The organism is Azospirillum sp. B21 (assembly GCF_008364825.1).
Classification (GTDB): domain Bacteria; phylum Pseudomonadota; class Alphaproteobacteria; order Azospirillales; family Azospirillaceae; genus Azospirillum.
Window position 1 is genome coordinate 107,795 of the sequence record NZ_VTTO01000016.1, and the last position, 25,278, is coordinate 133,072.

At 69.2% G+C, this 25,278-nt stretch carries 20 protein-coding genes; 12 read left to right on the forward strand and 8 right to left on the reverse strand.

What is annotated here, in order from left to right; all coding sequences use genetic code 11:
• Window positions 1-131: 131 nt before the first annotated feature.
• The 5 genes from nosP (at window position 132) to FZ983_RS26990 (ending at window position 4,658) form a co-directional block, all read left to right on the forward strand.
• Entirely contained in the window at window positions 132-1,304 is a 1,173-nt protein-coding gene (gene nosP, locus FZ983_RS26970; protein ID WP_247883998.1) for a nitric oxide-sensing protein NosP, read from the forward strand.
• 3 nt (window positions 1,305-1,307) lie between these two features.
• Complete coding sequence (locus tag FZ983_RS26975) at window positions 1,308-3,146, forward strand: NahK/ErcS family hybrid sensor histidine kinase/response regulator (protein ID WP_149227181.1); 1,839 nt, start codon at window positions 1,308-1,310, stop codon at window positions 3,144-3,146.
• Between the two features lie 54 nt (window positions 3,147-3,200).
• A complete protein-coding gene (locus FZ983_RS26980; RefSeq protein ID WP_247883999.1) occupies window positions 3,201-3,932 on the forward strand; it encodes a Fe-S cluster assembly protein HesB in 732 nt (243 codons plus the stop codon).
• Window positions 3,933-4,023: 91 nt separating this feature from the next.
• The gene (locus tag FZ983_RS26985; protein ID WP_149227185.1) at window positions 4,024-4,257 is read left to right on the forward strand and encodes a DUF2281 domain-containing protein; all 234 of its coding nucleotides are present in this window, start codon (window positions 4,024-4,026) and stop codon (window positions 4,255-4,257) included.
• Between the two features lie 215 nt (window positions 4,258-4,472).
• Window positions 4,473-4,658: a hypothetical protein gene (locus FZ983_RS26990; protein WP_149227187.1), complete on the forward strand. Its 186-nt coding sequence runs from the start codon at window positions 4,473-4,475 to the stop codon at window positions 4,656-4,658.
• A 61-nt stretch (window positions 4,659-4,719) separates the two neighbouring features.
• On the opposite strand, the gene FZ983_RS26995 is transcribed toward FZ983_RS26990, so the two are convergent.
• The 4 genes from FZ983_RS26995 to FZ983_RS27010 all read right to left on the reverse strand — a co-directional run bounded on the left by FZ983_RS26995 (window position 4,720) and on the right by FZ983_RS27010 (window position 11,444).
• Complete coding sequence (locus tag FZ983_RS26995) at window positions 4,720-6,228, reverse strand: acetyl-CoA hydrolase/transferase family protein (RefSeq protein WP_149227189.1); 1,509 nt, start codon at window positions 6,226-6,228, stop codon at window positions 4,720-4,722.
• 270 nt (window positions 6,229-6,498) lie between these two features.
• Window positions 6,499-8,577 (reverse strand): GGDEF domain-containing phosphodiesterase, encoded by a 2,079-nt coding sequence (locus tag FZ983_RS27000; RefSeq protein WP_149227191.1) that lies wholly within the window; start codon window positions 8,575-8,577, stop codon window positions 6,499-6,501.
• A gap of 350 nt (window positions 8,578-8,927) precedes the next feature.
• The gene (locus FZ983_RS27005) at window positions 8,928-9,563 is read right to left on the reverse strand and encodes a LysE family transporter (protein WP_149227193.1); all 636 of its coding nucleotides are present in this window, start codon (window positions 9,561-9,563) and stop codon (window positions 8,928-8,930) included.
• A 114-nt stretch (window positions 9,564-9,677) separates the two neighbouring features.
• The gene (locus FZ983_RS27010; protein ID WP_149227242.1) at window positions 9,678-11,444 is read right to left on the reverse strand and encodes a hypothetical protein; all 1,767 of its coding nucleotides are present in this window, start codon (window positions 11,442-11,444) and stop codon (window positions 9,678-9,680) included.
• A gap of 412 nt (window positions 11,445-11,856) precedes the next feature.
• Between FZ983_RS27010 and FZ983_RS27015 the strand changes: the two genes are divergently transcribed.
• Window positions 11,857-12,645: a DUF1194 domain-containing protein gene (locus tag FZ983_RS27015; RefSeq protein ID WP_149227195.1), complete on the forward strand. Its 789-nt coding sequence runs from the start codon at window positions 11,857-11,859 to the stop codon at window positions 12,643-12,645.
• Window positions 12,646-12,657: 12 nt separating this feature from the next.
• Here FZ983_RS27015 and FZ983_RS27020 read toward each other — a convergent pair whose 3' ends face one another.
• Window positions 12,658-12,846 carry a hypothetical protein gene (locus FZ983_RS27020; protein ID WP_247884000.1) on the reverse strand — a complete coding sequence of 63 codons (189 nt, stop codon included), beginning with the start codon at window positions 12,844-12,846 and terminating at the stop codon, window positions 12,658-12,660.
• A 429-nt stretch (window positions 12,847-13,275) separates the two neighbouring features.
• Here FZ983_RS27020 and FZ983_RS27025 point away from each other — a divergent pair, with 429 nt between their 5' ends.
• The 3 genes from FZ983_RS27025 to eat are packed head-to-tail and all read left to right on the forward strand — an operon-like array spanning window position 13,276 to window position 16,894.
• Window positions 13,276-14,670 carry an ethanolamine ammonia-lyase subunit EutB gene (locus FZ983_RS27025; protein ID WP_149227199.1) on the forward strand — a complete coding sequence of 465 codons (1,395 nt, stop codon included), beginning with the start codon at window positions 13,276-13,278 and terminating at the stop codon, window positions 14,668-14,670.
• Complete coding sequence (gene eutC, locus FZ983_RS27030; RefSeq protein WP_149227201.1) at window positions 14,667-15,431, forward strand: ethanolamine ammonia-lyase subunit EutC; 765 nt, start codon at window positions 14,667-14,669, stop codon at window positions 15,429-15,431. The genes FZ983_RS27025 and eutC overlap by 4 nt, the downstream gene beginning before the upstream one ends.
• Window positions 15,432-15,481: 50 nt before the next feature.
• Window positions 15,482-16,894 carry an ethanolamine permease gene (eat, locus tag FZ983_RS27035; protein WP_149227203.1) on the forward strand — a complete coding sequence of 471 codons (1,413 nt, stop codon included), beginning with the start codon at window positions 15,482-15,484 and terminating at the stop codon, window positions 16,892-16,894.
• A 155-nt stretch (window positions 16,895-17,049) separates the two neighbouring features.
• Here the strand turns inward: eat and phaZ are convergent, their stop codons facing one another.
• The 3 genes from phaZ to FZ983_RS27055 form a co-directional block, all read right to left on the reverse strand.
• Window positions 17,050-18,276, reverse strand: a complete 1,227-nt coding sequence (gene phaZ / locus FZ983_RS27045; RefSeq protein WP_149227205.1) for a polyhydroxyalkanoate depolymerase — start codon at window positions 18,274-18,276, stop codon at window positions 17,050-17,052.
• A 264-nt stretch (window positions 18,277-18,540) separates the two neighbouring features.
• A complete protein-coding gene (locus FZ983_RS27050; protein WP_149227207.1) occupies window positions 18,541-19,350 on the reverse strand; it encodes an endonuclease/exonuclease/phosphatase family protein in 810 nt (269 codons plus the stop codon).
• On the reverse strand, window positions 19,347-21,623 hold the full coding sequence (locus FZ983_RS27055; RefSeq protein ID WP_149227209.1) for a VTT domain-containing protein: 2,277 nt from the start codon (window positions 21,621-21,623) through the stop codon (window positions 19,347-19,349). The genes FZ983_RS27050 and FZ983_RS27055 overlap by 4 nt, the downstream gene beginning before the upstream one ends.
• A gap of 253 nt (window positions 21,624-21,876) precedes the next feature.
• Here FZ983_RS27055 and FZ983_RS27060 point away from each other — a divergent pair, with 253 nt between their 5' ends.
• The 3 genes from FZ983_RS27060 to FZ983_RS27070 are packed head-to-tail and all read left to right on the forward strand — an operon-like array spanning window position 21,877 to window position 25,182.
• Window positions 21,877-22,641, forward strand: a complete 765-nt coding sequence (locus FZ983_RS27060) for an ABC transporter permease subunit (protein WP_149227211.1) — start codon at window positions 21,877-21,879, stop codon at window positions 22,639-22,641.
• A 16-nt stretch (window positions 22,642-22,657) separates the two neighbouring features.
• Window positions 22,658-23,476, forward strand: coding sequence for an ABC transporter permease subunit (locus tag FZ983_RS27065; protein ID WP_188092532.1), 819 nt, complete (start codon window positions 22,658-22,660; stop codon window positions 23,474-23,476).
• Complete coding sequence (locus FZ983_RS27070) at window positions 23,473-25,182, forward strand: oligopeptide/dipeptide ABC transporter ATP-binding protein (RefSeq protein WP_149227213.1); 1,710 nt, start codon at window positions 23,473-23,475, stop codon at window positions 25,180-25,182. Before FZ983_RS27065 ends, FZ983_RS27070 begins: the two co-directional genes overlap by 4 nt.
• Window positions 25,183-25,278: the final 96 nt, after the last annotated feature.

Genomic DNA, 25,278 nt, shown 5'->3' on the forward strand with positions numbered 1-25,278 from the left:
CCACCATGTCCTCCTTCACCGGCCCGCGGATTGGCCTTGCCCGCCGCCATCCCTGGAGTACCCTTGCCGGATCGCATCCGCGGACGGAGCGGGAGGTGCAGGGGGAAGCCATGTCCGCACGGGAGACTTCCGTGAAGGGGCCGACGAGGACGGCGACCGGCGACGGCATGCCGCGCGCCGTCACCCATGCCGAACGCCCCGACGAGGCGGCAAGGGAGCTGCGCGCCGGGCTGGGCGATGTGGTGCTGGAACTGGTGCTCGTCTTCTGCGCGCCCAGTTACGACCGCAACGCCCTGGCCGATGCGCTGGCGGCGGAGTTCGGCATGGTGCCGGTCATCGGCTGCACCACGGCGGGGGAGATCGGCCCCGGCGGCTACACCACCAATGCGCTGGTCGCGGTGGGCTTCCCGACCGAAGATTTCTGCGTCGTCACGGCACTCGTCGATCATGTCGACCGCTTCGAGATCGCCGACAGCACCGCCATCGCGCGTTCCCTGCTGTCGCGCCGCGACCGCGCGCTGGCCTCGCGGCCGGTGCCGCTGGGCGAGGACGCCCGCAGCTTCGCCATGCTGCTGATCGACGGCCTGTCGATGAGCGAGGAGACGGTGGTCAGCGCACTGCACAGCGCGCTGATCGACATCCCGCTGTTCGGCGCCTCGGCCGGCGACGACCTGCATTTCGAACGCACCTTCGTCCTGCATGAGGGCGCATTCCACCCCAATGCGGCGGTGGTGGCGCTGTTCACGACCAATCGGCCCTTCACCGTCTTCCGCACCCAGCATTTCGTCAGCTCCGACCGCAAGATGGTGGTTACCGGCGCCGATCCGCAGCACCGCATCGTCCACGAGATCAATGCTGAGCCGGCGGGCCGCGAATACGCCCGGCTGGTCGGGCTGGAGGGGGAGCCGCTGACCCCGATGATCTTCGCCTCCCACCCGGTGGTGGTGCGGGTCGGCGGCCAGTACCATGTCCGCTCCATCCAGAAGGTGAACGACGACGAAAGCCTGACCTTCTTCTGCGCCATCGACGAGGGCATCGTCCTGACGGTGGCGGAGGGGGTGGATCCCGTTTCCAACTTCGATGGGCTGATCGAGGGCATCGAGGCGGAGGTCGGCGCGCCCGACCTGATCCTCGGCTGCGACTGCATCCTGCGCCGGCTGGAGATGGAGCAGCGGCAATTGAATGCGGTGATGTCGGAACGGTTGGCCCGTCACCGGGTTGTCGGATTTTGCGCCTATGGCGAACAGGTGAACGGCATGCACGTCAACCAGACCTTCACGGGCGTCGCCATTGGAGGGCGCTAAGCCATGGCCGGCATCCCCACCCGCAGCCTGACCGCCGGGACGATCGACCCCGCCGACCGCATCGCCGAGCTTGAGCGCGAGAACGCCAAGCTCCAGCGCATCAACAAGGTGTTGATGGACCGTGTCGAGCGGTCGATGGACTTCCAGGGCGGCGCCTTCTCGCTGTTCCAGACCGCCATCGTGCTGGAGCAGAAGATCCGCGAACGCACGCTGGAGCTGGAACGCGCCCTGCACAAGCTGGAGGACAGCAACCGCGACCTCGCCCGCGCCAAGGAGCTGGCGGATACCATGCGCACCCGGCTGTTCGAGGCGATCGAGTCGGTGAACGAGGGATTTGCCCTGTTCGACTCCGCGGACCGGCTGGTGCTGTGCAATCGCAAATACCTGTCCTACTGGCCCTCGGTGGCCGGGCGCATCCAGGCCGGCATCCGCTTCAACGATCTGGTGGCGATGGTCGCCGCCGCAGGTGCTGTCAGCGAACCGCCGCCCGACGTCTGGCTGCGCGAGCGGATGGAGCATCGCCACGACCTGAAGGGGGTCTTCCTGAACCGGCTGTCCGACGGCCGCTGGATCCAGGTGAACGAGCGGCGCACCCGCGACGGCGGCATCGTCGGCGTCTACACCGACATCACCGTCATCAAGCGCGAGGAGGAGCGGCGGCGCGCATCCGAACAGGCGGAGAAATCCGCCCTGATGATGCTGAACGACCAGCTTCAGCAGGCGAAATCCCAGGCCGATCAGGCCAATTTGTCGAAGACCCGTTTCATCGCCGCTGCCAGCCACGACCTGCTGCAGCCGCTGAACGCCGCCCGCCTGTTCGTTTCGGCACTGGCCGACCTTGAGCAGCCGGCCGGCAACATCGAACTGGTGGAAAACATCGACGTGGCTTTGGCGTCGGTGGAGGATCTGCTGTCGGCGCTGCTGGATATCTCCAAGCTCGACGCCGGGGCGGTGACGCCGGAGCTGACCGATTTCCCCCTGCGCGGCATCCTGGCGCCGCTCGCCACCGAATATGCCGCCGTGGCGGCGGAGCGCGGCATCGACCTCAAGGTGGTGGCTTCGGGAGCGGTGGTGCGCAGCGACATGCGGCTGCTGCGTCGGATCGTGCAGAATTTCCTGTCCAACGCGCTCCGCTATGTCCAAGGCGGCCGGGTGGTGGTCGGCTGTCGCCGGACCGGCGACGGCATCCGGATCGAGGTGTGGGACAACGGGCCCGGCATCCCGCGCGACAAGATCGCCGAGATCTTCCAGGAGTTCCGCCGCCTCGACACGCCCGTCACCAAGGGGCGCGACCGTGGCATGGGGTTGGGCCTCGCCATCGTCGACCGCGTCGCCCGCATGCTGGGCCACCCGATCACCGTGCGGTCGGAGCCGGGCCGCGGTTCGGTCTTCGCCGTCACCGTGCCGCGCGGGACCGAGCGCCGCGCCGTGCGCCCGGCCAGCGTCGCCGCCCGGCCGATGACCAACCGGCTGGCCGGCACCTCGGTGCTGGTGCTGGACAACGAGCCGGCGGTGGTGGCGGGGATGGAAGCGCTGCTGCGTGGCTGGGCCTGCGACGTGGTGTCGGCCACCAACGGCGACGAGGCGCTGGCCCTGCTGTCCGGCATGCCGCAGCCGCCGGATTTGCTGATCGCCGACTACCACCTCGACGACGGAGCGTTGGGCGTCAACGAGGTGGCGCGGCTGCGCGCCGCCTGCGGCCGCATCCTGCCCGCCGTGATCGTCACCGCCAACCGTACGCCGGAACTGGCCGACGAGGCCAAGGCGGCGGGCTGTCTGGTGCTGAACAAGCCGGTGAAGCCGGCGCAGCTGCGCGCGGTGATGTCGGGGCTGGTGGGATAGTGCGGCTGGAAAGTGGCGTGATGATTTACCGGTAACGCCTTACCGGTTCGGCTGTTGTCGGTTCTTATGACCGACCCGGCTGCGTTGCGCGACAAGGCGCTTGAGATCCACCGGCTGCTGTGCACCGTCTACGGCTGCCCAGTCGCCTATTTCCACAGCCTCGACCCGCTGAGCGAGCTGGTGTCGTCGCTGCTGTCGCACCGCACCAGGAATGCCGCCTCCGGCGCCGCCTTCAAGGCGCTCCGGCGGCGCTGGCCCGATTGGGAGTCGGTGCGCGACGCCCCGGTCGCCGAAGTGGAGGCGACCATTGCCGGCGTCACATGGCCGGAGCAGAAGGCGCCGCGCATCCAGGCCATCCTGCGCCGAATCACCGAGCGGGTCGGCAGCCTGTCGCTCGACCTGCTGTCCGGCATGCCGGTGCCGGAGGCCCGTGCCTGGCTGGAGGAGTTGCCGGGGGTGGGGCCGAAGACCAGCGCGGCGGTGCTGAGTTTCTCCACACTGCGGCAGGCGGCATTGCCGGTGGACAGCCATCACCACCGTGTCGCCGTGCGCACCGGCCTGATCCCCGCCAACGTCGCCGTCGGCCCCTCCCACGCCGTGCTGTCGGCGCAGTTGCCGGCGGAATGGGACGCCCAGCAGGTCTACGACAACCACGAGGTCATGATGCTGCACGGCCAGCGCTGCTGCTATTATCAGGCGCCGGCCTGCGACCGCTGCGTGCTGCTGCGCCTGTGCCCGACCGGACAGGCCCTGCGCCCGTCCGAGGATGAGCGGGAGAGGGCGTGAGGGGAGTTCTGCCGGCGCAGGGCTGCCGGTTCCGCCGGATCCTGCTACTATGTTTCGTCATCGGCCATAGGTTGCCGAAAAGGAGGCTGATATGGGTTATGCTGAATTGATTAAGAAGCTGCAAGCCCTTCCCGAAGATAAGCAGGCCGAAGTTTTCGATTTCGTCGAATTCCTGTCCGCCCGCGTCGCCGCCTCCAAGGAATCTAAAGAGGAAGAGTGGTCTGAAAGTCAATTTTCCAAGTTCAGCATGAAACAGGCGATGAGGGGGATGGAAGATGACCCCGTCACCTACAGCCGTGACGATCTCCGAGAGGTTTGGCGGTGAAGAGGGCTGGTCAGATTGCGCCTGCGCCATCGTTTGGCTGCTTGGTTGACTGAAACGCCGAAAATCACGTGATTGGACATCCGCGATCCTCACGTTTTGTGCATTGCAACACGCAGCCATTCCCAGAACGCAGGGCCATTCATCCTCAACTGGGCCATAATAGAACATGTGAGCGACGAAGACGCCGCTCCGGTTTGCACAAGACGAGGCCTGAGGTGATTCACAAGATTTTGGACGCGATCGATAACATCATCGCGGAAAAGCGGGAAAACGGCCAGCTTGAGGAATGGCTCAAGAGTGGTGCCGCCCGGCGGTTCTGCGAGAAGATTTCGTCCGAGCGAAAGCACTACTATCCCGCTCTGCTCCTGTACTTGGAGCGCAATGGCGAGAAGCACGTATGACGGCACATGGGTAACGGGGACGGGCCGCGGATTTCCGCGGCCCGCCCGTTTTTGAGGAACCTTATTCGGCGGCCAGCGGCTTCGGCATCATGCTGCCGGTCTGCTGGAAGCGGGTGTGCCAGGCGAAGGCCTCCTCCAGCAAATGCGGGGTGTGTCCGCCGCGTTGAAGTGCCCGGCGCTGATAGTCCGCTGCCAGTTCGCGATAGCTGGGATGGACGCAGTTGCGGATGATGGTTTCCGCCCGCTCGCGCGGCGCCAGCCCACGCAGGTCGGCCAGACCGACCTCCGTCACCAGAACGTCGACGTCATGTTCGTTGTGGTCGACGTGGCTGACCATCGGCACGACGCTGGAGATGGCGCCGCCCTTGGCCAGCGACTTGGTGACGAAGATGGCGAGGTGGCTGTTGCGGGCGAAGTCGCCGGAACCGCCGATGCCGTTCATCATCTGCGTGCCGTTGATATGGGTGGAGTTGACGTTGCCGTAGATGTCGCACTCCAGCGCCGTGTTGATGCCGATGACGCCCAGGCGGCGGATCACCTCCGGATGGTTGGAGATCTCCTGCGGGCGCAGCAGCAGCCGGCCCTTGTAGGAGCCGATCTTCGGCAGCACTTCGGCGTATTTCCCGGAGCTGAGCGTGATCGAGGATCCCGAGGCGAAGTTCAGCTTGCCGGCGTCGAACAACTCGAAGGTGCTGTCCTGCAGAACCTCGCTGTACATGGTCAGGTCGTGGAACGGCCCGTCGATCAGCCCGTGCAGCACGGCGTTGGCGATCGTGCCGATGCCGGCCTGCAGCGGCGCCAGCGAGCGGCTCATCCGGCCCTGCTTCACCTCGCGGCCCAGGAACTCGATCAGGTGACCGGCGATGGCGTTGGTCTCGTCGTCCGGCGGCAGGATGCTGGCGGAGCTGTCCTGCTTGCGCGTCACCACGATGGCCGCGATCCGCGACGGGTCGATCGGGATATAGGGCAGGCCGGCGCGGCTTTCCGCCGTCACCACCGGGATCGGCTCGCGGAAGGGGCGGCGGGTCGGGATGTAGACGTCGTGCATCCCCTCCAGATCCAGCGGCTGGGTCAGGTTCAGCTCGATGATGATCTTCTCGGCCAGGATGGCGAAGGTCGCCGAATTGCCGATGGAGGTGGTCGGCACGATTCCGCCGTTTTCGGTGATGGCGCAGGCCTCGATCACCGCGACGTCGACCGGCCCCATCTGGCGCGAGCGCAGCAGTTCCACCGTCTCCGACAGATGCTGGTCGACGAACATCACCTCGCCGCGGTTGATCGCCTTGCGCAGCACCGGGTCGGCTTGGAAGGGCAGGCGGCGCGACAGCACCCCGGCCTCGGTCAGGATGCGGTCCACGTCGTTGCCCAGCGAGGCGCCGGTCATCAGCGTGATCTTCAGCTTTTCGGACGCGGCGCGTTCGGCCAGCGCCAGCGGCACGGCCTTGGCGTCGCCGGCGCGGGTGAAGCCGCTCATGCCCACGGTCATGCCGTCCTTGATCAGGAAGGCGGCCTCTTCCGCCGGCACGACCTTGCCCCACAGGGACTTCAGGCGAATGCGATCTCGGTACATCGGGCGTTCCTTTTATGAGTGCTTATTGGCGAATGGAGAACGATCCGTTCCCATGCGGTCATATTTTTTGTTTGAAAATACTCATAAGGAGGTGCTGTCCGGCGCCGCAATTGTTCGTCCGGAATATCAGGCCATCCTGATGTGAATGGGTGGGCGAATATCGGCAGAGTGGTGCGGGATGTGGACAGAAACCTATGGGGGGCAGAGATCAACAAATGAAACTCAGTTTCGTTTCCGCCAAGTTCAAGAAGTTACTTGGCGCTCTGCCCCTCACGCCGTCAGCGGCAGCGCCTCGTCACAGGCGAAGGCCGTCATCACCATCGCCTCGGCGGCATCGGCTGACAGCGGGCGCGAGATCAGAAAGCCCTGCAGGCAGTTGCAGCCGGCTTCGGCCAGCCAATGGCGCTGTTCGGCGGTCTCCACCCCCTCCGCCACGGTGGACAGCAGCAGCTTCTGGGCCAGGGCAATGACGGTGGAGGCAATGTCCGGGGCGTGCGGCAGGTCGTTGACGAAGCTGCGGTCGATCTTCAGCACGTCCACCGGCAGTTCGCGCAAGTAAGCCAGAGAGGAATAGCCGGTGCCGAAATCATCGATGGCAATGCGCACGCCCAATGCCCGCAAGCGGTTCAGCGTCGGCAGATGGTGGCGCACGTCCTTCATGATGACGGTTTCGGTGATCTCCAGTTCCAGCAGGTCGGGCGGGGTGCCGTGGCGCTGCAGCACCTGTTCCACCAGTCGGGCGAAGCCGGGATCGGCGAGTTGGCGGGCGGAGACGTTGACGGCCACCGGCACCGGGCCGTGGTCCAGTGCCCAGCGGGTGGCGGTGCGGCACGCCTCCTCCAGCACCCAATGGCCGATCTCGATGATCAGGCCGGTATCCTCGGCGACGGGGATGAAATCGGCGGGGGAAATCGCCGCTCCCTCGTGCCGCCAGCGGATCAGCGCCTCGAAGCCGGTCAACCGGCCGCCCGCCGCCTCGATCTTCGGCTGGTAGACCAGTTCGAAGGATTTGGCCGCGACCGCCTCGCGCAATCCCGCCTCCAGCCGCAGGCGGGTCTCGACGCGGTCGGTCATGTCGCGGGTATGAAAGACGAAGCGGTTGCCGCCCGCCCCCTTGGCGGCTTGCATCGCGGAATCGGCCATCCGCATCAGTCCGGCGCCGTCCGCGGCACCCCCGGCGTCCGCAGGCCCCATCGGGTGGAGGACGATGCCGATGCTGGCGGTGACATGGACGCGATGGTCGCCCACTTCGCGCAGGGTGGACAGCCCGTCCAGCAGCCGTTGCGCAACCATCGCCGCTTCCTCGCCGTCGGCGACGCGCTCCAGCACCACAAGGAACTCGTCGCCGCCCAGCCGGCCGACGGTGTCGCAACGCCGGACGCTGGCGCCGAGCCGCTCCGCCACCCGGCAGAGCAGCAGGTCGCCCACCCCGTGGCCAAGACTGTCGTTGACCCGCTTGAAGCGGTCGAGGTCGACATAGAGCACCGCCAGCCGGCCGACACCCGGCTCCCGCGAACGCTCCGCCAGATCGATGGCATGGTCCAGCCGGTCGAGCAGCAGCGCGCGGTTCGCCAGCCCGGTCAGCGGACAGCGGGTCGCCAGCCGGCGCAACTCGTCATGCTCCTGCTCCAGCAGGGTCAGGGTGTGGTTGAAGCGGGTGATGACGAAGCCGAGTTCGTCGTCAGCATGGCCGCGGGGCACGACCAGCGGCTGGCCATAGGGCTTCTCCGGATCGATGCGCGCCACCGCGCGGCCGATCTGCAGGAGCGGGCGGGTCAAAAGCCGGTGGAACACCGCCGCCATCGCCAGCCCGATCAGGAGGTTGCGCAGGGTTCCCGCAACCAGCGCCGCCGATACATAGGCGAGGAAGCCTGCCGCCGCCCGCCCGGTGTCGATTCCGACTGCCAGCCGGCCGACGACACGGCGGCTGCCCGCCGACATGCTGCGATCGGCAGCGGGGGCGGGGAGGTCATGGATCAGAAACGGCCGGTCGGTGAAGAGCAGCGCGGTCGCCGCCCGTCCCAGCAGCGTCATCGGCGGGGCTGCCTGTTCGCGCCGGGCCAGCACCGTGCCGTCCCCCAGACGGATCTCCGCCCAGCCGGCATTTGCGCGCACCATGCCGTCCAGCACCTGCGCGGCCAGATCGCCGTCGATCAGCCAGGCGGCGGTGGCGGCCGGCCCCTCCACCAGAGCGGCCGCCTCCTCGATTCTGGCCAGCGCCATCGTCCGCTCGCGCGAGGCGGTCCAGGTGAACTCCACCGCGGTGATGGCGAATCCGATGACGAAGGCGGCGAGGACCGCATGTATCGCCTGCTTCAGCGTCAAGCTGCGCAGGACTGGGATCGCCATCGCACCGTTCCTCGACCGCGGGTTTCGCACCGCCACGCCCCCATTGGGGTAACCCTTCGGGTGGTGCGGCAAACCGATGCATTAATAGGGCGGGCGATGACTCGAGCGCGGCGGTTCTATGAAATTTTTGTAACCGAAATCCGGTGCTTATTGCTGGCAATGCATATTGCTGCATAGGGCCATTCCCACAGCGCATGGCTACCATTCAGCATTGGTAATACCAGTTCGTGTGCGGCGCAGCATATCTTGGCCTTGCCCATTCTCGGGGCGTTTCCTCCCTAAACTTCAGGGCCGCGCATTTGCGCGGCCCTTTTTCTTTTGAGGAGCGGGAGGGAAGCGGCGCCGGTGCGTCAGACCCGGCGGGCGAGCGCCAGCAGGCCGCCGGCGCCGATCATCAGGCCGCCGGTCAGCCGGTTGAGCGACTTCGCCGCCGAGACCGTCGTCAGTTTCGCGGCCAAGCGGTCGCCGCCGGTGGCATAGGCCATGATCCAGCCGAACTCGATCACCACCATGGTGGCGACCAGCGCGATCAGCTGCGGGGCCAGCGGCGCGGCGGCGTCGATGAATTGCGGGAACAGGGCGCCCATGAAGACCAGCGCCTTCGGGTTGCTGAAGGCGACCAGGGTGCCGCGCAGGAACAGCCGCGCCGCCGACCCTTCGCCGGTGGCGGAGGCCGCGGCGTCGCGGTTGCCGGCCGGCTCCACCGGCGCCCGCCACGCGGCAATGCCGAGCCAGGTCAGATAGGCCACGCCGGCCCAGCGCACGATCTCGAAGGCAAGCACGGAGGTGGAGAGCAGGGCGCCCAGCCCGAAGGCCGACAGCGCCGCCATCACCGCCAGCGCCGCGCACATGCCGGCCCCGCCCCAGGCGGCCCGCCGCGCGCCGAAGCGCAGGCCCAGGCTCATCGCCAGCAGCATGTTCGGCCCCGGCGTCATCGAGATCACGAAGGCGGTGGCGAAGAAGAAGGCAAGCGTCTGCCACGTCATGGTCTGGGGCCTCGACAACGGGGGTGGGCAACAATCGGATGCACCACAGCACCATGCGCATGGTTCCGCCGCAAGCGGCGCGGGCGAAACTCAGCCATGCCCTGCCGGTGCGGGTTAAGGGAAAGCTGCCTGGACCCGCCAGGCGCGGAAGGCGAGGTTGGCCGAATCCTGGTCGGGACGCTTGTAAGCCGCAAAGCGGCGGTCGCGGATGCGGGCGCGGGCGTCGGTCCACACTGCGTTCCAGTCGATGGTGCCGTCGGCCAGCAGCCGTTCCTCGATGATGCCCAGCAGCGTTTCATTGACGGCCGACACGCCGATGTTCTGAGTCGCCAGAACCAGTGCGTCGGGCGCCCGCTCCAGCGTGGCGCGAAGCCGCGTGTGGCCGCCGCAGGACCCCCAGAAGACCAGCGCCGTGGCCGGCCCGATCTCCGCCATCGTGCCGTCCTCGTGATAGCTGTGGCCGCGGTGGACGACGATGGACGGGGTCAGTCCCTCGCGCGCCATCCAGTCCCAGGCTTCGGCCCGTCCCGCATCGCCGGCGCCGGGCACGTCGGCGACGATGACGATGCGGCGGCCATGGCGGTCGGGGCTGACGGCGACGACGAAACCGGACCGGCTGTGCAGCGCCCAACCCTGCATCCGGTGCTGTCGCAGGAAGCCGCGGAAGGACGCGCGTCCGTCGGGATCGTCGTAGAAGGTCATCCGCTGCACGTTGATGCCGTTGCGGAACAGGCGTTGCGTGGTCAGGACGGGCGGCGCGCCCAGCGAATGGCGCTGAAGGAACCGTTCCGTCTCGAAGGCGGGGGTGGCCGGCCGGCCCGACAGGCGCGTCGCGTGCAGGCTGCCTGCCAATCCGGCCATTGCCTTGACGGAGCTTTCGCCCGCATCCCGGTACCAGGCCGCCAACTCGTCCTCCAGCGCGGCGCGGACCGCGCGGTTGTCGAGGTCCATGGCGTCGGCCAGTACGCCGATAACCACCGCGGGATCCGGCATGCCGCTCGTTGCCGGTGCCTGCGGCGTCCGGATGGCCGGCAGCAGGGCCTGGATGCTCTCGCGCATCAGCTCCCGCGCGGTGGCGGGGTTGGTGCCGAACAGGCTGCCGGCCCGCCCGCCGCCGACGACGGCGATGAAGAAGTCCGCCAACAGCGGCCGGGTGCGCGCCCCGCGGGCAAGGTCGAGGATGCCGCGCCGCTCCTGCTTCAGCTGGATCCGGAGGATGTTGACCAGCCCGTCGAGCGACGAGGTGTAGAGCTGCGGACCGATGCGGGCGATCAGGCCAAACAGATCCTCCGACGACAGAGCCAGCGTGATGCGGAAGCGGTCGGCCGGCGGATCGTCCACCATGTCGTCCAGCAGCACGCCGATCTTCGGCCCCATCAGCGCCGGGTCGCGCGCCAGGGAGGCCGCCAGCGCCTTGGCGGCCTGGGCTTCCAGCAGGCGCAACGACTCCTTAGACACGCGTTTGCGCAGCTCGTGCCGCGTCTCGTAGAAGGGCAGGCCGCTGTCGAGCGAGCGCGTCAGCAGCCCGATGTCCAGCGCCCGCGCGATGACCTCCGCGCCGCCCGGACGGGCGGACAGCTGGTCCGCGGCACCCAGGGCGTCGAAGGGGGCGAGCTTGACCGCCTCCCGCAGGGCGGCCAGCGGGGCCTCGCCTGGAAACAGGCTGGAACAGCGGAAGGCCTCGGCCGGGTTGCTGCGGGCCAGTTCCGCGAAGGCCGCATCCCCGCCGAACAGCGCGTCGAGGACGGGCTTGCCCGCCGGTTCGTGGTCGGCGCAGGCCGTGGGCGTTTCGATGGCGCGGACGGCGGGGGCTGCCGGCTTGGGCAAGTCCGGCGCCATCAGTTCGGCCGAATGCAGCGGTGGAGGCACGGTCTGTGCCATCGCCGCTCCGGACCATTCGCCGAGCCAGCCGGCAGTGAAGACGGCCAAGAGGGCGCACACGGACAATGTCGGCCGTGGCAAAGCGGCGGAGGGTGAACGGCCCGAGGGCGTGTCGATGGCGGATGCGGACATGAACTGCCGGGCGGGGGCGTACGCGGGGGCTCTGCCGGTCGGCGTACCCCTTATGGCTTAACCTATGCAGGCAATCGGGCCTTTGTCACCCGTTACCAGTGCCGCCGACACAGATTGCCGGTATTCCTCCAAACTGCGGCAGCGGCGGAGTACTCCGCCTTGGCCTTCGGTTGCTGCCGGAATCGCCCGCCAGGGCATGGACAGAGACCGTTCGCATACCAATCCTCAGTCCTTCGTCCGACGCCAGACGTCCGGACAGCCGGTGGCGAAGGGGGTGCGTATGCGTGCATACCGTCTTTTGGCCCGTTTCCTGACCCGTCCCCTGGCCGGCTTCACGGCCATCCTTCTGATCCTCACCCCCTTATGCCTGTCCATATCCGCGGTCCCGGCCGTGGCCCAGACGCCGGTGGACCTGGAACTGGTCCTGGCGGTGGACGTGTCCGGCAGCGTCGATCCGGACGAGGCGAAGCTGCAGCGCAACGGCTATGTCCAGGCGCTGCTGAACCCGAAGGTGCAGGCGGCGATTCGCGGCGGACCCTTCGGCCGGATCGGCGCCACCTATGTGGAATGGGCGGGGGAAAGCCACCAGCACACCGTCGTCGGCTGGACCGAACTGAGCGATCCGGCCAGCATCGAGCGCTTCGCCGGCATGGTGGCGGAAGCGCCGATGATGACGGAGCAATGGACCTCCATCAGCTCCGCCATCGACTATTCCGTCCCGCTGTTCGAGAACAACGGCTTCGAGGGCACGCGGCGGGTCATCGACCTGTCGGGCGACGGCGAGAACAACCGCGGCCGCCCGGTGGAGGAGGCGCGGGACGCCGCGGTCGCCCGCGGCATCACCATCAACGGGCTGCCGATCCTGAACGACCGGCCCAACCCCTGGGGCGGTGCCGCGCCGAACGACCTGGAGGGCTATTACCGCGACCATGTCATCGGCGGTCCCGGCGCCTTCCTGGTCCCCGCCCGCGACTTCGACGCCTTCGCCGACGCGATCCTCAGCAAACTGCTGCTGGAGGTGTCGGGCATCCAGCCGGCCGGGCGGCAAGGGGACCTCGCGGCCCGCTGAGCGGGCCGGGATTCAGTCCACCGCGCGATCCACGGCGCGGCCGGCCTTTTCGGCCGGACCCGGCGGGTCGATGGCGTCCTTGATGCTCTGGCCGGCGTTGTCAATGGACTCGCCGGCGCGCTCGGCCGGGCCTTCATTGTGGCATGCGGCCACGGCGACCAGCGGCAGGACCAGGACGGCGGTGCGCAGCAGCGTCAGCATGACGGTCTCCTTCTTGCGTGGCGCGCGGCGTCCGGTAACGGGCGGCGCGCTGCGGTGCGAGATGAACGGTATGGCCGGGCTTCAGGTTCGGCCGCCTAGCCGATTGCGCCGCCGAAGGTCGCGCTTGGGCCGGGGTGTCTCCATTCAGTTACTCCTCCCGCCCGTATCCCCCTCTCCCCCCCCCGGGGAGAGGGTCGGGGTGAGGGGGATGCATGGGGTGGATTCAGTAGGGAGCGGAGAGTGCGCGATTTTTGAAGAGCCTCGCCGCGCGACCCCCTCACCCTAACCCTCTCCCCGGGGGGAGAGGGGATCCTGGTGGGGGAGAGGGGCGGGATCGGGGAAGCCGCGCATTTTGTGTTCTACGGTCAACTGCCCGCCGTTCGTCCCGTGCCACTCTCGCCCGAGGGATGAGACGGGCGGGAGGCCGGCATGGCTGGTTACCATTGCGATCTGGGGCGGCAACGCCACCGTTTCGACGACCTGAAGGCGCTGATGGCCTGCGCCTCGCCGCGGCGGTCGGGGGACGAATTGGCGGGCATCGCCGCCGACAGCGACGAACGGCGGGTGGCGGCGCGCATGGTGCTGGCCGACCTGCCGCTGAAGACCTTCCTCACCGAGGCGCTGGTCGCTTACGAGACCGACGAGGTGACGCGCCTGATCATCGACAGCCATGATGCGGAGGCCTTCCGGCCGGTGGCACACATGACGGTCGGGCAGTTCCGCGACTGGCTGCTGTCCTACGAGGCCGATACCGTTGCGCTGACGGCGCTCGCCCCCGGCCTGACGCCGGAGATGGTTGCGGCGGTGTCCAAGCTGATGCGCAACCACGATCTGGTCTGCGTCGCCGCCAAATGCTCGGTCGTCACCCGCTTCCGCACCACTGTCGGGCTGCCGGGGCGGCTGTCGAGCCGGCTGCAGCCCAACCATCCGACCGACGACCCGACCGGCATCGCCGCCTCGACGCTGGACGGGCTGCTCTACGGCATCGGCGACGCGGTGATCGGCATCAACCCGGCGACCGACAACGTCCCGGCCTGCATCGCGCTGCTGGAGATGCTGGACGCGGTGCGGACCCGCTTCGACATTCCGGTCCAGTCCTGCGTGCTGGCCCATGTCACCACGACCATCCAGGCGATCGAGCGCGGGGCGCCGGTCGATCTGGTGTTCCAGTCCATCGCCGGCACCGAGAAGGCCAATGCCGGTTTCGGCGTCACCCTGTCGCTGCTGGCCGAGGCGCAGGAGGCGGCCAAGTCGCTGAAGCGCGGGACCATCGGCGACAACGTGATGTATTTCGAGACGGGGCAGGGCTCGGCGTTGTCGGCCGACGCCCATTTCGGCGTCGACCAGCAGACGGTGGAAGCCCGCGCGTATGCCGTCGCCCGCGCCTTCGATCCGCTGCTGGTCAACACGGTGGTCGGCTTCATCGGCCCCGAATATCTCTATGACGCCAAGCAGATCACGCGGGCCGGGCTGGAAGACCATTTCTGCGCCAAGCTGCTCGGCGTGCCGATGGGCTGCGACGTCTGCTACACCAACCATGCCGAGGCCGACCAGGACGACATGGACGTCCTGATGACGATGCTGGCGACCGCGGGCGTCAATTTCCTGATCGCGGTGCCCGGCGCCGACGACGTCATGCTGAATTACCAGAGCCTGTCCTATCACGACGTGCTCGGCCTGCGGCATCTGTTGAAACGCCCGCCGGCACCCGAGTTCGAGGCGTGGCTGGAGAAGGCCGGCTGGCTCGACGAGCAGCGCCGCCTGCCGCCCTGGCCCGACCAGAGCCTCGTCGTCTCCGCCCTGCTGGGGAGCGCTGCGCCATGAGCGAGACCCCGAAAGACCCGTGGGCGCGCTTCCGCAGCGCCACCCGCGCCCGCATCGCGCTCGGCCGCAGCGGCGACGCCCTGCCGACGAAAGCGCTGCTGGAGTTCCAGCTGGCCCATGCCCGCGCCCGCGACGCGGTGCACAGCGCGGTCGATTTCGACCGGCTGGCCACCGACCTCGCCCCGTTGGAGAGCTTGCGCGTCCACAGCGCTGCCTCCGACCGGCCCACATATCTGCGCCGTCCGGACCTCGGCCGCCGGCTCGATCCGGCCAGCGCGGCAACCCTGCCGGCGGGGGAGTGGGACCTGCTGTTCGTGATCGCCGACGGGCTGTCGGCCGCGGCGGTGCAGGTGAATGCCGCGCCGTTGGTCCATGCCTGCGTGTCACGTCTCCCGCATCTGCGCATCGGGCCGGTGGTGCTGGCCGCACAGGCGCGCGTGGCGCTGGGCGACGAGGTGGCGTCGGCCATGGGCGCCCGTCTCGTCGCGCTGCTGGTGGGGGAGCGGCCGGGCCTGTCGGCCGCGGAATCGCTGGGGGTTTATCTGACCTGGGACCCCAGGCCCGGCCGCGCCGATTCCGAACGCAACTGCATTTCCAACATCCATTCCGACGGCCTGTCCAAACGGGCGGCCGCCGACAAGCTGTGCTGGCTCGCAACCGAGGCGGCGCGGCTGAAGCTGACGGGGGTCGCCCTGAAGGAGGACGCCCCGTCCCTGGCCGGTCCGGACAACGAGAAAAACCAACTGCCCGACCGGTCGTGAGAGAGCGCTGCCATAGACACCAACGCCTTTGAACAGGGGCAGGAGGCAACATGTCTGGGAACACGAAGCCTGAATTGAGCAAGAGCCTGAGCGGGCTCCACCTGTGGGGGATCGCCGTGGGGCTGGTGATCTCCGGCGAATATTTCGGCTGGAGCTACGGCTGGGCGGCGGCGGGGACGCTGGGATTCCTTGTCACCACGATCCTGATCGCGGCGATGTACACCACCTTCATCTTCAGCTTCACCGAGCTGACGACCGCCATTCCCCATGCCGGCGGTCCCTTCGCCTACAGCTACCGCGCATTCGGACCGAAGGGGGGCTTCGTCGCCGGATTCGCCACGCTGATCGAGTTCGTCTTCGCGCCGCCGGCCATCGCGCTCGCCATCGGCGCGTACCTGAACGTGCAGTTTCCGGGGCTGGACCCGAAGCTGGCGGCGGTCGGCGCCTACGTCATCTTCATGGGGCTGAACATCGCCGGTGTGTCCATCGCCGCCACCTTCGAGCTGTTCGTCACGCTGCTGGCGATCTTCGAGCTGGTGGTGTTCATGGGCGTGGTGTTCCCCGGCTTCTCCTGGGCGAACTTCACCGCCAACGGCTGGGCCGGGTCGAACAGCTTCGGCATGGACGCCTTCGGCGGCATCTTCGCCGCGATCCCCTTCGCCATCTGGTTCTTCCTGGCGATCGAGGGCGCGGCGATGGCGGCCGAGGAGACCAAGGATCCCAAGCGCACCGTGCCGCGCGCCTATATCGGCGGCATCCTGACGCTGGTGGTGCTGGCCTTCGGCACGATGATCTTCGCCGGCGGGGTGGGAGATTGGAACGCGCTGTCGAACATCAACGACCCGCTGCCCCAGGCGATGAAGGCGGTGGTCGGCGAATCCAGCGGCTGGCTGCACATGCTGGTGTGGATCGGCCTGTTCGGGCTGATCGCCTCCTTCCACGGCATCATCATGGGCTATTCGCGCCAGATCTTCGCGCTGTCCCGCGCCGGCTTCCTGCCGCCGGTGCTGTCCCGCCTGCACCCGACCCGCAAGACGCCGCACTGGGCGGTTCTGGCCGGCGGCGTGGTGGGCATCGCCGCGATCTATTCCGACGAGTTCATCCAGATCGGCGGCCTGCCGCTGACCGCCAACATCGTCACCATGTCGGTGTTCGGCGCCATCGTCATGTACATCATGAGCATGGCCGCGCTGTTCCGCCTGCGCGCCGTCGAACCGGCGCTGGAGCGGCCCTACCGCGCGCCTTTCTATCCGGTGTTCCCGGCGATCTCGCTGGTTCTGGCGGTGCTCGCCCTGGTGACGATGGTCTACTACAACGCCCTGGTGTTCGGGCTGTTCGTGGGGCTGTTCGCGTTGGGCTATCTGTTCCACCTCGCCACCGCCGGCATGCGGGTCAAGGCCGGCGGCACGTCCGGGCTGGGGCACATGGATGCCTTCACCGAGGCGCGGACGATGGTGGATTGAGGTTTTGACGGGGGAAGGTTAGACCCCCACCCTGACCCTCTCCCGCTGGGCGGGGGAGGGGATCGGTGCTTAGGCGGGAGAGTGGCGGCAGTCCCTCCCCCGCCCAGCGGGGGAGGATAGGTGGGGGTCTGACTCCGCAAGGAATTGCAACCCCCTCACTCCCCGTCGTGGCTTTGGATGAAGCTGCGGATCTCCGGCAGGATGGCTTCACGCCAGCGGCGGCCGTTGAAGATGCCGTAGTGGCCGACACCCTTCTGGAAATGCGTCTTGCGCATCCCGTCCGGAAGCGACGAGCACAGGCGCTGGGCCGCGATGGTCTGGCCGGGGGCGGAGATGTCGTCCAACTCGCCTTCCACCGTCATCACCGCGGTCTTGGTGATCGCAGCAGGCTCCACCTTGCGGCCGCGCGAGACCATCTTTCCTTCCGGCAGGGCGTGCTTCTGGAACACCGTCTCGATGGTCTGCAGGTAGAATTCAGCCGACAGGTCCATCACCGACAGGTATTCGTCGTAGAAGCGGCGGTGCTGCTCTGCCGAATCGCCGTCGCCGCGGACGAGGTGGCGGAACAGGCCGACATGCTCGTTGATGTGGCGGTCGAGGTTCATCGACATGAAGCCCGACAGCTGGATGAAGCCCGGATAGACGCGGCGGAAGGCACCCGGATAATAGACCGGGACCGTGGTGATCACGCTGCGCTCGAACCACTTCAGCGGGTGTTCCATCGCCAGCTTGACCGGCGTCGTCGGGTTGGCCATCGGGTCGATCGGGCCGCCCATCAGCGTCATGCTGCGCGCCTGCACCGGCTCGTCCGCCGCCGCCATCAGCGACACCGCCGCCATCACCGGCACGGCCGGCTGGCACACCGCGATGACGTGGGTGTTCGGCCCCAGGAAGCGGATCAGCTCCGCCACCGTGTCGATGTAGTCGTCCAGGTCGAAGCGTCCCGCCGACATCGGCACCAGCCGCACGTCGATCCAGTCCGTGATGTACACGTCGTGGTCGCGCATCAGCGCCTCCACCGTGCCGCGCAGCAGCGTGGCGTGGTGGCCGGACATCGGGGCGACCAGCAGCACCTTCGGCTGGCGCGGCGTGCCTTCCGGCTTGGCGAAGTTCAGCAGCTTGCAGAAGGGCGACTGCCAGACGAACCGTTCGGTGACCGGCACAGTCTGCCCGTCGACCACCGTCTCCGCCAGCCCGAAGGCCGGCTTGCCGAAGCGGCGGGTCGTCCGTTCCATCAGCTCCGCCCCGGCGGCGACCGCCCGGCCCAGCTTGGTGTAGGACAGCGGAACCAGCGGGTTCTGGAAGGTGTGCTGGGCGGCTTCGGCCCAGAAACGCATCGGCCGCATGGCGGCGTGTTGCATGTCGTACAGGTGATACAGCAAATCAGATCCTCACGTCACGGCTACCCCCGGTCGGCCAGGGTTCGTTGGTCCGGTTCGTTATTCCTTCGACCACTTATTGATCGTATTACCAACCATATCCTTCGTCAGGGGTCGCGTATAGGTCAAGAGCCTCTTCGCATTTGCAAAGCTCTGTTGTTAAAAGAACATTGCGCTGCACAAAAAATTATCAACCGCAACCATCCCGCTATGACCTCGGCGCGTGACTCCGTTGGTCATACTGACGTTCAGGGAAGTGGCTGACGATCAGGGGACGGCCAGTACGGCGCGGACCGGCAGATGGTCCGATGCCCGACGGGTCAGGACGCTGCGTACCACCTCGAAAGCGGGAATTTGCAAGCCTCCCGTCACATAGATACGGTCGAGCCGCAGGGTCGGCATGCGGGCGTGGAAGCTGCGCGGGTTGGCGACGTCGGCGAAGGAGGCGGCCAGATGGCGCAGCCGCGGCGAACTGGGCGTCCATTCGTTCAGGTCGCCCATGAACAGGGTGGGCAGCTCCGGCTGCCGCTCCACCCGCGACACTATGTCGCCGACCTGTTTTGCCCGTTCCCAGGGGTCGAGGCCGAGATGGGCGACGATCACCCGCACCGCGCGGCCCTCCACCTCCACCACCGCGTCGATGGCGCCGCGCGGCTCGCGCTTGCCGACGGACAGGTCCATCGTCTCCATCGAGCGCACCGGCAGGCGGGTCAGCAGGCAGTTGCCGTAATGGGCGCGTTCGCTGTGCTTGGTCGGACCGGCATAGGCCTTCATGCCCGTGTGCTGTTCCAGGAAGGCGAATTGGTCCATCCCCGATTCGCCGCGATGGTGCCAGCCGACCTCCTGCAGCCCGATCAGGTCGACCTGCAGGTCGCGAATTACCTGGGCGATGCGGTCGGGCGCGAATCGGGCGTCCAGCCCGACGCAGCTGTGGATGTTCCAAGTGGCGACGCTGAAGGCGGCCATGCCGTCCGGAACAGGGGAACTGCGGTTGTCGGCACGGCGGGGACGGCGGGCACGGGCTGCGCGCAACGCGGCGGCGATGCGCTGGACACGCTCACGGCTGAAACGGATCACGGTTCCAAAATCCTTTCGTCTGGACTGTCGTCCTGCCGGCCTTCTTCCTCTGCCTTCCGGCCGGGCTTGCGCCCCGACCGGCCGAGCAGCCGGCTCGTCAGCCAGCCGAGCCCGATCGCCACCGCTCCCATCGCCACCAGCAGCGCGATGTCGGCGGCGCCGGGATTGCTGATGGTCCGTTCAAGCTGGTGCCCGAGCAGATTGAAGGCAAGGATGCCGGGGGCAAGACCGACCATGGTGCCGATCACATAATCGCCGAAGCGCAGCTTCGACGCGCCCGCGGCAAGGTTGACCACGGTGTAGGGCGCCACCGGAACGGCGCGCACGCCGGCCACCGCGGCGATGCCGCTGTCGGCCAGCTTGTCGTTGAGCCGCGCGATCAGCGGGCCGCCGTGGCGGTCCAGCAGGTCGCGCCCCGCCATCCTCCCGGTCCAGAACATCGCGACCGCCGAAGCGACCGCCCCGCCCATGGCGGTGGGGAAGCCCCACCATGGCCCCATCACGATGGCGGTGGCGGCGATCATCAGGGTCAGCGGGAACATGACGTAGCCGCCGGCGACATAGGCCAGGATCAGCCACAGCGGCGCCAGCGGGCTGTCGCGCAAGTTCTGGAAGACCGCGAGCACGGCGTCCAGCGTCGCCCATTCGCTGAGCGCGGTGTAACGCCACATCCCCCACAACCCCAGGAGCGCCAGGATGCCGGCCAGCATCAGCCAGTGGCGGGTGCGCGGGATCCGCGACGGCAGCACCCGGCGCACGATGTCCACCGCGTCGACCGGATGTTCGGGATCGAAAACGCGGGCGTCGGCGACAGCGGCGGCCAGCCCGTCCGGTTCGGGATCGTGCAGCGGCTCCAGCGTGCGCCCCACCGGCCTGCGCAGCGAATCGATGGCTGCGGTGAGCGAGCCCAGCCGCCGGTGCGCCGCCGCCACCGCCGCCGGGCTGGTGCCCAGATGTTCGGCGATCAGGTCGTCGCGCGTGTGGCGGATCGCCCGGCGGGTCTCCGCGTCCTCCGGCCCCGGCCCGGCTTCCAGCGCCAGGTCGCATTCTGTGTCGAGACCCATGGAGCGGTTGTTGAGGTTGGCGGAGCCGATGCGCAGCAGCCGGTCGTCCACCACCATCACCTTGGCATGCACGGTGATGCAGGCTCCGCCGTCGGTCAGCGCGGCGAACAGGCGGAAGCGACCGTGCCGGTCGGCCTCGCGCAGTTCGCGGGTCAGCCGGGCGCGGGCGCCGAGCATGACGGTGTTCTCCAGCCAGCTGGTGGTGCGCACCGGATTGACGACGATCACCTCCGGCCCATCCTCCTCCGCCAGCCGGGCCTTCAGCGCCTCGGCGACGGCGGTGGAGGCGAAATACTGGCTTTCCAGATAGATGACTTCGCGCGCCGCGGCGATGGCCTCCAGAAAGAGCGCTTCCACCTCCCGCACCGCCTCGCGGCCGTTGCAGGCGGGATCGGTGCGGGCAATGCCGACGCGCACGCCGCGCAGCAGCGGCTCGAAGCCCGGCGGCCAGGGGTCGGCGGCCAGCGGATGGCGGCGCGGCGGGCGGCCGGGCGACGGGGCGGGGGGCGTCAGCCTCTCGCCGGTCGCCCGTGCCCAGCGTTCGCGGAACATTTCGCCCAGCGCCCGGGCGGCGTCGCCGTCCACCGCCATCATCAGGTCGTGGAACGGCTCGTAGGACTTGCCGTCGGGCTGGCGCCGCCGCGGGTCGTGCCCATGATGGGCGCGCGTGTCCCAGCGGTTGGCCGTGATGTCCAGCCCGCCGCAGAAGGCGACCCGGTCGTCGATCACCAGCATCTTCTGATGATGGCAGGCCCCGGTCGGGTGGTCGCCGTCCAGTCGGTACTGCAGGCGCCGGTGGGTCAGCCAGTTGCGCAGCATGAAGGGGTGCGACCAGCGGGCGAGGTCGAACAGCTCCGCATAGTCCCATTTCAGCACATGGATGTGCAGGTCCGGCCGCGTCGTCGCCAGCCAGTTCAGCAGAGTGCCCAGCCGGTCGGGCCGGCGCGGCCGGCGCGTCTGCGGCATCAGGCGGATGCGGGCGTCGAAGTCCCAGGCGGTCAGGTAAATGGTGCGCCGGGCCCGCCGCATGGCGGCCTTTGCCAGCGCGAAATAATCCTCGCCGTCGACGATGACGCCCAGCCGCGCCGTATCCTCCACCCGCCAGCAGGTCCGTCCCGGTTCCAGAATCGGCCGCAGCGCGCCGGCGGGGACGGCGTCGTCAGGCGGCGGTCCGGCGGATGGGAGCGGCTGGGGCGAGTGGGCGTACATGGATTCCGGTCGGCTGTGTGTCCTGGGTCATAACATCTGGGAAGGCCTTTCCTTCCTCGCCCTCAGCCATTTGGTGAAAGCCGCCGGGAATTGCAGCCACCCCGGCCACGCTGCCGGTCGAAAAATTCGGGTGGCCGGCTTTTCCGCCGCGGTTCCGGGGCAGGCGCTAATTCTGTTGCCCCATGGGGGTGGGGGCGCTTACGGTCGCATGTCGCACCCGATATGCCGTTTTCCCCCCGATACCGTCCTTCTGATGCCGCGCCCCCTGATCCGCCGCCTGATCGATGCCGTGCCGACCGCCATCCTGCCGATGGCGGCGGGGGTGGGGCTGTCGGCACTGGTGGCGCCGCAGCCGGATGCCGCGACGGCGCTGCTAAGCGGGCTGGCGGTGACGCTGCTGCTGACCCTGCCGTCGCTGGCGGTTGGCACCGCGCTCGGCGCCCTGGCCGGGTCCTGGGCTGCGGTGGCGCCGCGGTCGGTGGGCGGGCTGATCGGCCGGTTCCTCGCAGGGGCGGGTCCGCTGCTGCCGGGCTTCCTGCTGGCCGCCGTCGCGGCGCTCGCCGTGCGGGCGGGGGCGTCGGCGGCACCACTGGGCTGGACCGCGCTCGCCATTCCCGCCGCCTGCCAGGCGGCGAGGCTGTCGCGCCCGGCGATGGAGCGCGCGCTCGGCGCTGGGCTGGAGGGCGGCGCGGTGCGCATGGCGCGCGGTCTGGGACTGGACGAACGCACCGTGCTGCGCCACCACGCCCTGCCGCAGGCGGTCGCCCCGGTGATGGGGGGCCTGCGCGCCGCGGTGCTGGCCGCGGTGGTCGGGGCGGTGGCGCTGGAAAGCCTGCTGGACCTGCCGGGGGCGGGCGCACTGATGATCGACGCCGCCCGCGCCGGATCGGCGGCCGGATCGCTGCCGGCGCTGGTGGCGCTCTGCGGGCTGACCGCGCTGCTGGGTGCCCTTGGCCTTGCCGCGCGCGACTGGATCGATCCGGCCAACCACAGCTCCACGCCCTATGACGGGGCGTGACGGACGAAGGGACCCGATGGCCGAACTCGACCAACCGCCGCCGTCCCACCCGGTGCTGTCCCACCCGGTGCCGCCGCGCGCCGGCTTCGCCCGCGGCCTGTCGGGCGCTGCGGTGCTGGTCGCCCTGGCGCTCGCCTCGGCCGCCGCGCCGCTGATGGCCGACGGTGCCGCCATCCAGCGGCTGGACGCCGATCCGGTGGCCGCTGCCCTGCTCGACGGGCGGGGCAGCCTGTCCTTCGCGCTGCTCGCCGCGGTGCTGGGCGGGGCGCTGGGCATCGGCTGGGCGCTGCTGGCCTGGCTGCTCGGCAAGCTGTCGGACGCCCGGGCGGAGCGGCGGACCATCGCCGCCGCCCACCGGCTGGCCGGCCTGCCGCTCGCCCTGCTGGTGCCGCTGACCGGCGGGCTGGCCGGCGGGCTGGTGGGGGAGGTCGGGCCGCTGGCCGTCGTCACTGCGCTGACCGCCGCCCCCGCCGTCGCCGCGCTCGCCCATGCCGAGCTGTCGGCGCTGCTGCGGGCGGAGTTCCTGACCGCCGCCCGTGCCGCCGGCCTGACCGAAGGCGAGGTGCTGCGCCGTCACCTGATCCCCAATGCGTCGCGCCCGCTGCTGGCCGCCGGAACGCTGGCCCTGCCGCGCGTGCTGGCGGCGGAGAGTGCGGCCAGCCTGCTCGGCCTCGGCCTGCCGCCGGCGCTCGGCAGCTGGGGCGCTTCGGTCGGGCTTGCCGCGCGGCTGGGCGATCCGGTGGCGTTCGTCCCACCGGCCCTGCTGCTGGCGCTCGCCCTCTGGGCCACCTGTGCCATTGCCGATGCCGCGGTGGCGGGAAACCGCAGGCCATGAACCACATCGCCCCAAAACCCGCCCCGGTGGAGACCGAGGCGCTGACCCTGATGGTCGGGGACCGTGTCTTGCTCGACCGTGCCAGCCTGCGGGTGGAGCGTGGGGAGGTGCTGGCGATCACCGGCGGTGCCGGCAGCGGCAAGACCGCCCTGCTCGGCGCGCTTGCCGGCCAGCCGCTCGCCGGGGTGGACATGGCGGGCAGCGCCCATGTCGAGGGACGCCTGCTGATCGCCCAGGGTGGGCAATTGGCGCCGCGCCGGCCGCTGGCCCTGCAGGTGGCGGAGGTGGTCGGCCATCATCTGGGGCTGGACCTGCGCGGCGCGCTGCGCCGGACGGCCGATGGGCTGGACCGCATGGGCGTGCCGCCTGCCGCCCGCCGGTTCGACCTGCCACCCGAACAGCTGCCGGACTCCCTGTGCTGGGCCTGCCTGTTCGCCATGGCGGCGGCGGTGGGGCCGGCGGTGCTGCTGGCCGACGCGCCGGCCGCCGGGCTGGACCCGACCGTGCGGCTGCGGCTTCTCCACCGGCTGGCCGACTGGGCGCGGGCGGACGGGGTGGCACTGATCCTGGCCGGACGGCCGGAGGATGGCGTCGCCGGCCCCGCCGACCGCGTGCTGTCCCTGCGCCGCGGCCGTCTGCTGCCCTACCAGCCGGCGCGCATCGCTCCGGTGGAACCGATGGATGCGCCGGGGACCGCGCGCCTGCATGTCCGCGGTGTCGGCATGGCCTATCCGCTCGCCCCCGGTCCGAAGGGGGAGCCACGGGCGCTGACCGTACTGCACGGGATCGATCTGGATATCGGTCTGGGGGAGACGGTGGCCCTGCTGGGCGAGACCGGCAGCGCCAAGGCGACGCTGGCCCGGTCCCTGCTGTGCCTGCCGCCGCCGACTGCGGGGGCGGTGGTGTGGATGGGCCGCGATCTGGTCGCCGCTGCCGCGCCCCCGGCCGACGCGGTGGGGGAGGATGCGGATCCAGGCGGCCTGCGCCGCGCCCGGCGCGATCTGCAGCCGCTGTTCCCCGACCCGGCCGCCTCCTTCGATCCCGCCATGACCATCGGGGACCAGTTCGCCCTGGCGCTGGAAAGCCTGCGCCCCGACATCGCCGCCGACCGCCGCGACCTGCGCATCGACGGGGCGTTGGAAGAGGCCGGACTGCGCCAGGACACGGCACTCCGCTGGCCCGGCGGACTCGGCAAGGCGGAGGCCGCCCATGCCGGGCTCGCCCGCGCCCTGTTGCCGGAGCCGCGGGTGTTGATCGCCGACGAACCCGCAGCCAGCCTGTCGGCGGAAGAGCGCGAAGCCTTCCTCGACCGGCTGACGGCGGTGCGCGACCGGCGCGGCTTGGCGCTGGTGCTGGCGACCGACCGCTATCTGGAGGGGCTGCGCGATGCCCATCGCGGCATCGTCATGCTGTCCGGCCGGGTGGTGGAGAGTGCCGACTCCGAGACATTGCGGACCGCGCCGCTGCATCCCTACAGCCGGGCGATGCTGGCCGCGGCCCGTGGCGAGCGGCCGGCCTTGGAAGGCGACGCGCCGTCAGCCTTCAGCCCGCCCGGCGGCTGTGCCCTGCGCCGCCGCTGCCCGCTGGCCCGTGACTTCTGCGCCCAGGCCGTCCCGCCGCTGGAGGAGGTGGCGCCCGGCCACCATGTGGCCTGCCATTACTGGGACTCGGCCCTGGACGACGGCGCGCCTTCCCTGGATTCCTAAAGCGCCTCACCGTCGCGTTCCGGGCATGAAAAATGTCCGCTGTCAAGTCCTTCATTCAGACATGCAGTGGGGAAAAAGCTCTTACAGGGCAATAGG

Bases quoted from the DNA above. Each gene is read 5' to 3' on its own strand.
- FZ983_RS26975 (WP_149227181.1), top strand. From the start codon at position 1,308: ATGGCCGGCATCCCCACCCGCAGCCTGACCGCCGGGACGATCGACCCC.
- FZ983_RS26985 (WP_149227185.1), top strand. From the start codon at position 4,024: ATGGGTTATGCTGAATTGATTAAGAAGCTGCAAGCCCTTCCCGAAGAT.
- FZ983_RS26995 (WP_149227189.1), bottom strand. From the start codon at position 6,228: ATGTACCGAGATCGCATTCGCCTGAAGTCCCTGTGGGGCAAGGTCGTG.
- FZ983_RS27000 (WP_149227191.1), bottom strand. From the start codon at position 8,577: ATGGCGATCCCAGTCCTGCGCAGCTTGACGCTGAAGCAGGCGATACAT.
- FZ983_RS27005 (WP_149227193.1), bottom strand. From the start codon at position 9,563: ATGACGTGGCAGACGCTTGCCTTCTTCTTCGCCACCGCCTTCGTGATC.
- FZ983_RS27010 (WP_149227242.1), bottom strand. From the start codon at position 11,444: ATGGCACAGACCGTGCCTCCACCGCTGCATTCGGCCGAACTGATGGCG.
- FZ983_RS27015 (WP_149227195.1), top strand. From the start codon at position 11,857: ATGCGTGCATACCGTCTTTTGGCCCGTTTCCTGACCCGTCCCCTGGCC.
- FZ983_RS27020 (WP_247884000.1), bottom strand. From the start codon at position 12,846: ATGCTGACGCTGCTGCGCACCGCCGTCCTGGTCCTGCCGCTGGTCGCC.
- FZ983_RS27025 (WP_149227199.1), top strand. From the start codon at position 13,276: ATGGCTGGTTACCATTGCGATCTGGGGCGGCAACGCCACCGTTTCGAC.
- eutC (WP_149227201.1), top strand. From the start codon at position 14,667: ATGAGCGAGACCCCGAAAGACCCGTGGGCGCGCTTCCGCAGCGCCACC.
- eat (WP_149227203.1), top strand. From the start codon at position 15,482: ATGTCTGGGAACACGAAGCCTGAATTGAGCAAGAGCCTGAGCGGGCTC.
- FZ983_RS27055 (WP_149227209.1), bottom strand. From the start codon at position 21,623: ATGTACGCCCACTCGCCCCAGCCGCTCCCATCCGCCGGACCGCCGCCT.
- FZ983_RS27060 (WP_149227211.1), top strand. From the start codon at position 21,877: ATGCCGCGCCCCCTGATCCGCCGCCTGATCGATGCCGTGCCGACCGCC.
- FZ983_RS27065 (WP_188092532.1), top strand. From the start codon at position 22,658: ATGGCCGAACTCGACCAACCGCCGCCGTCCCACCCGGTGCTGTCCCAC.
- FZ983_RS27070 (WP_149227213.1), top strand. From the start codon at position 23,473: ATGAACCACATCGCCCCAAAACCCGCCCCGGTGGAGACCGAGGCGCTG.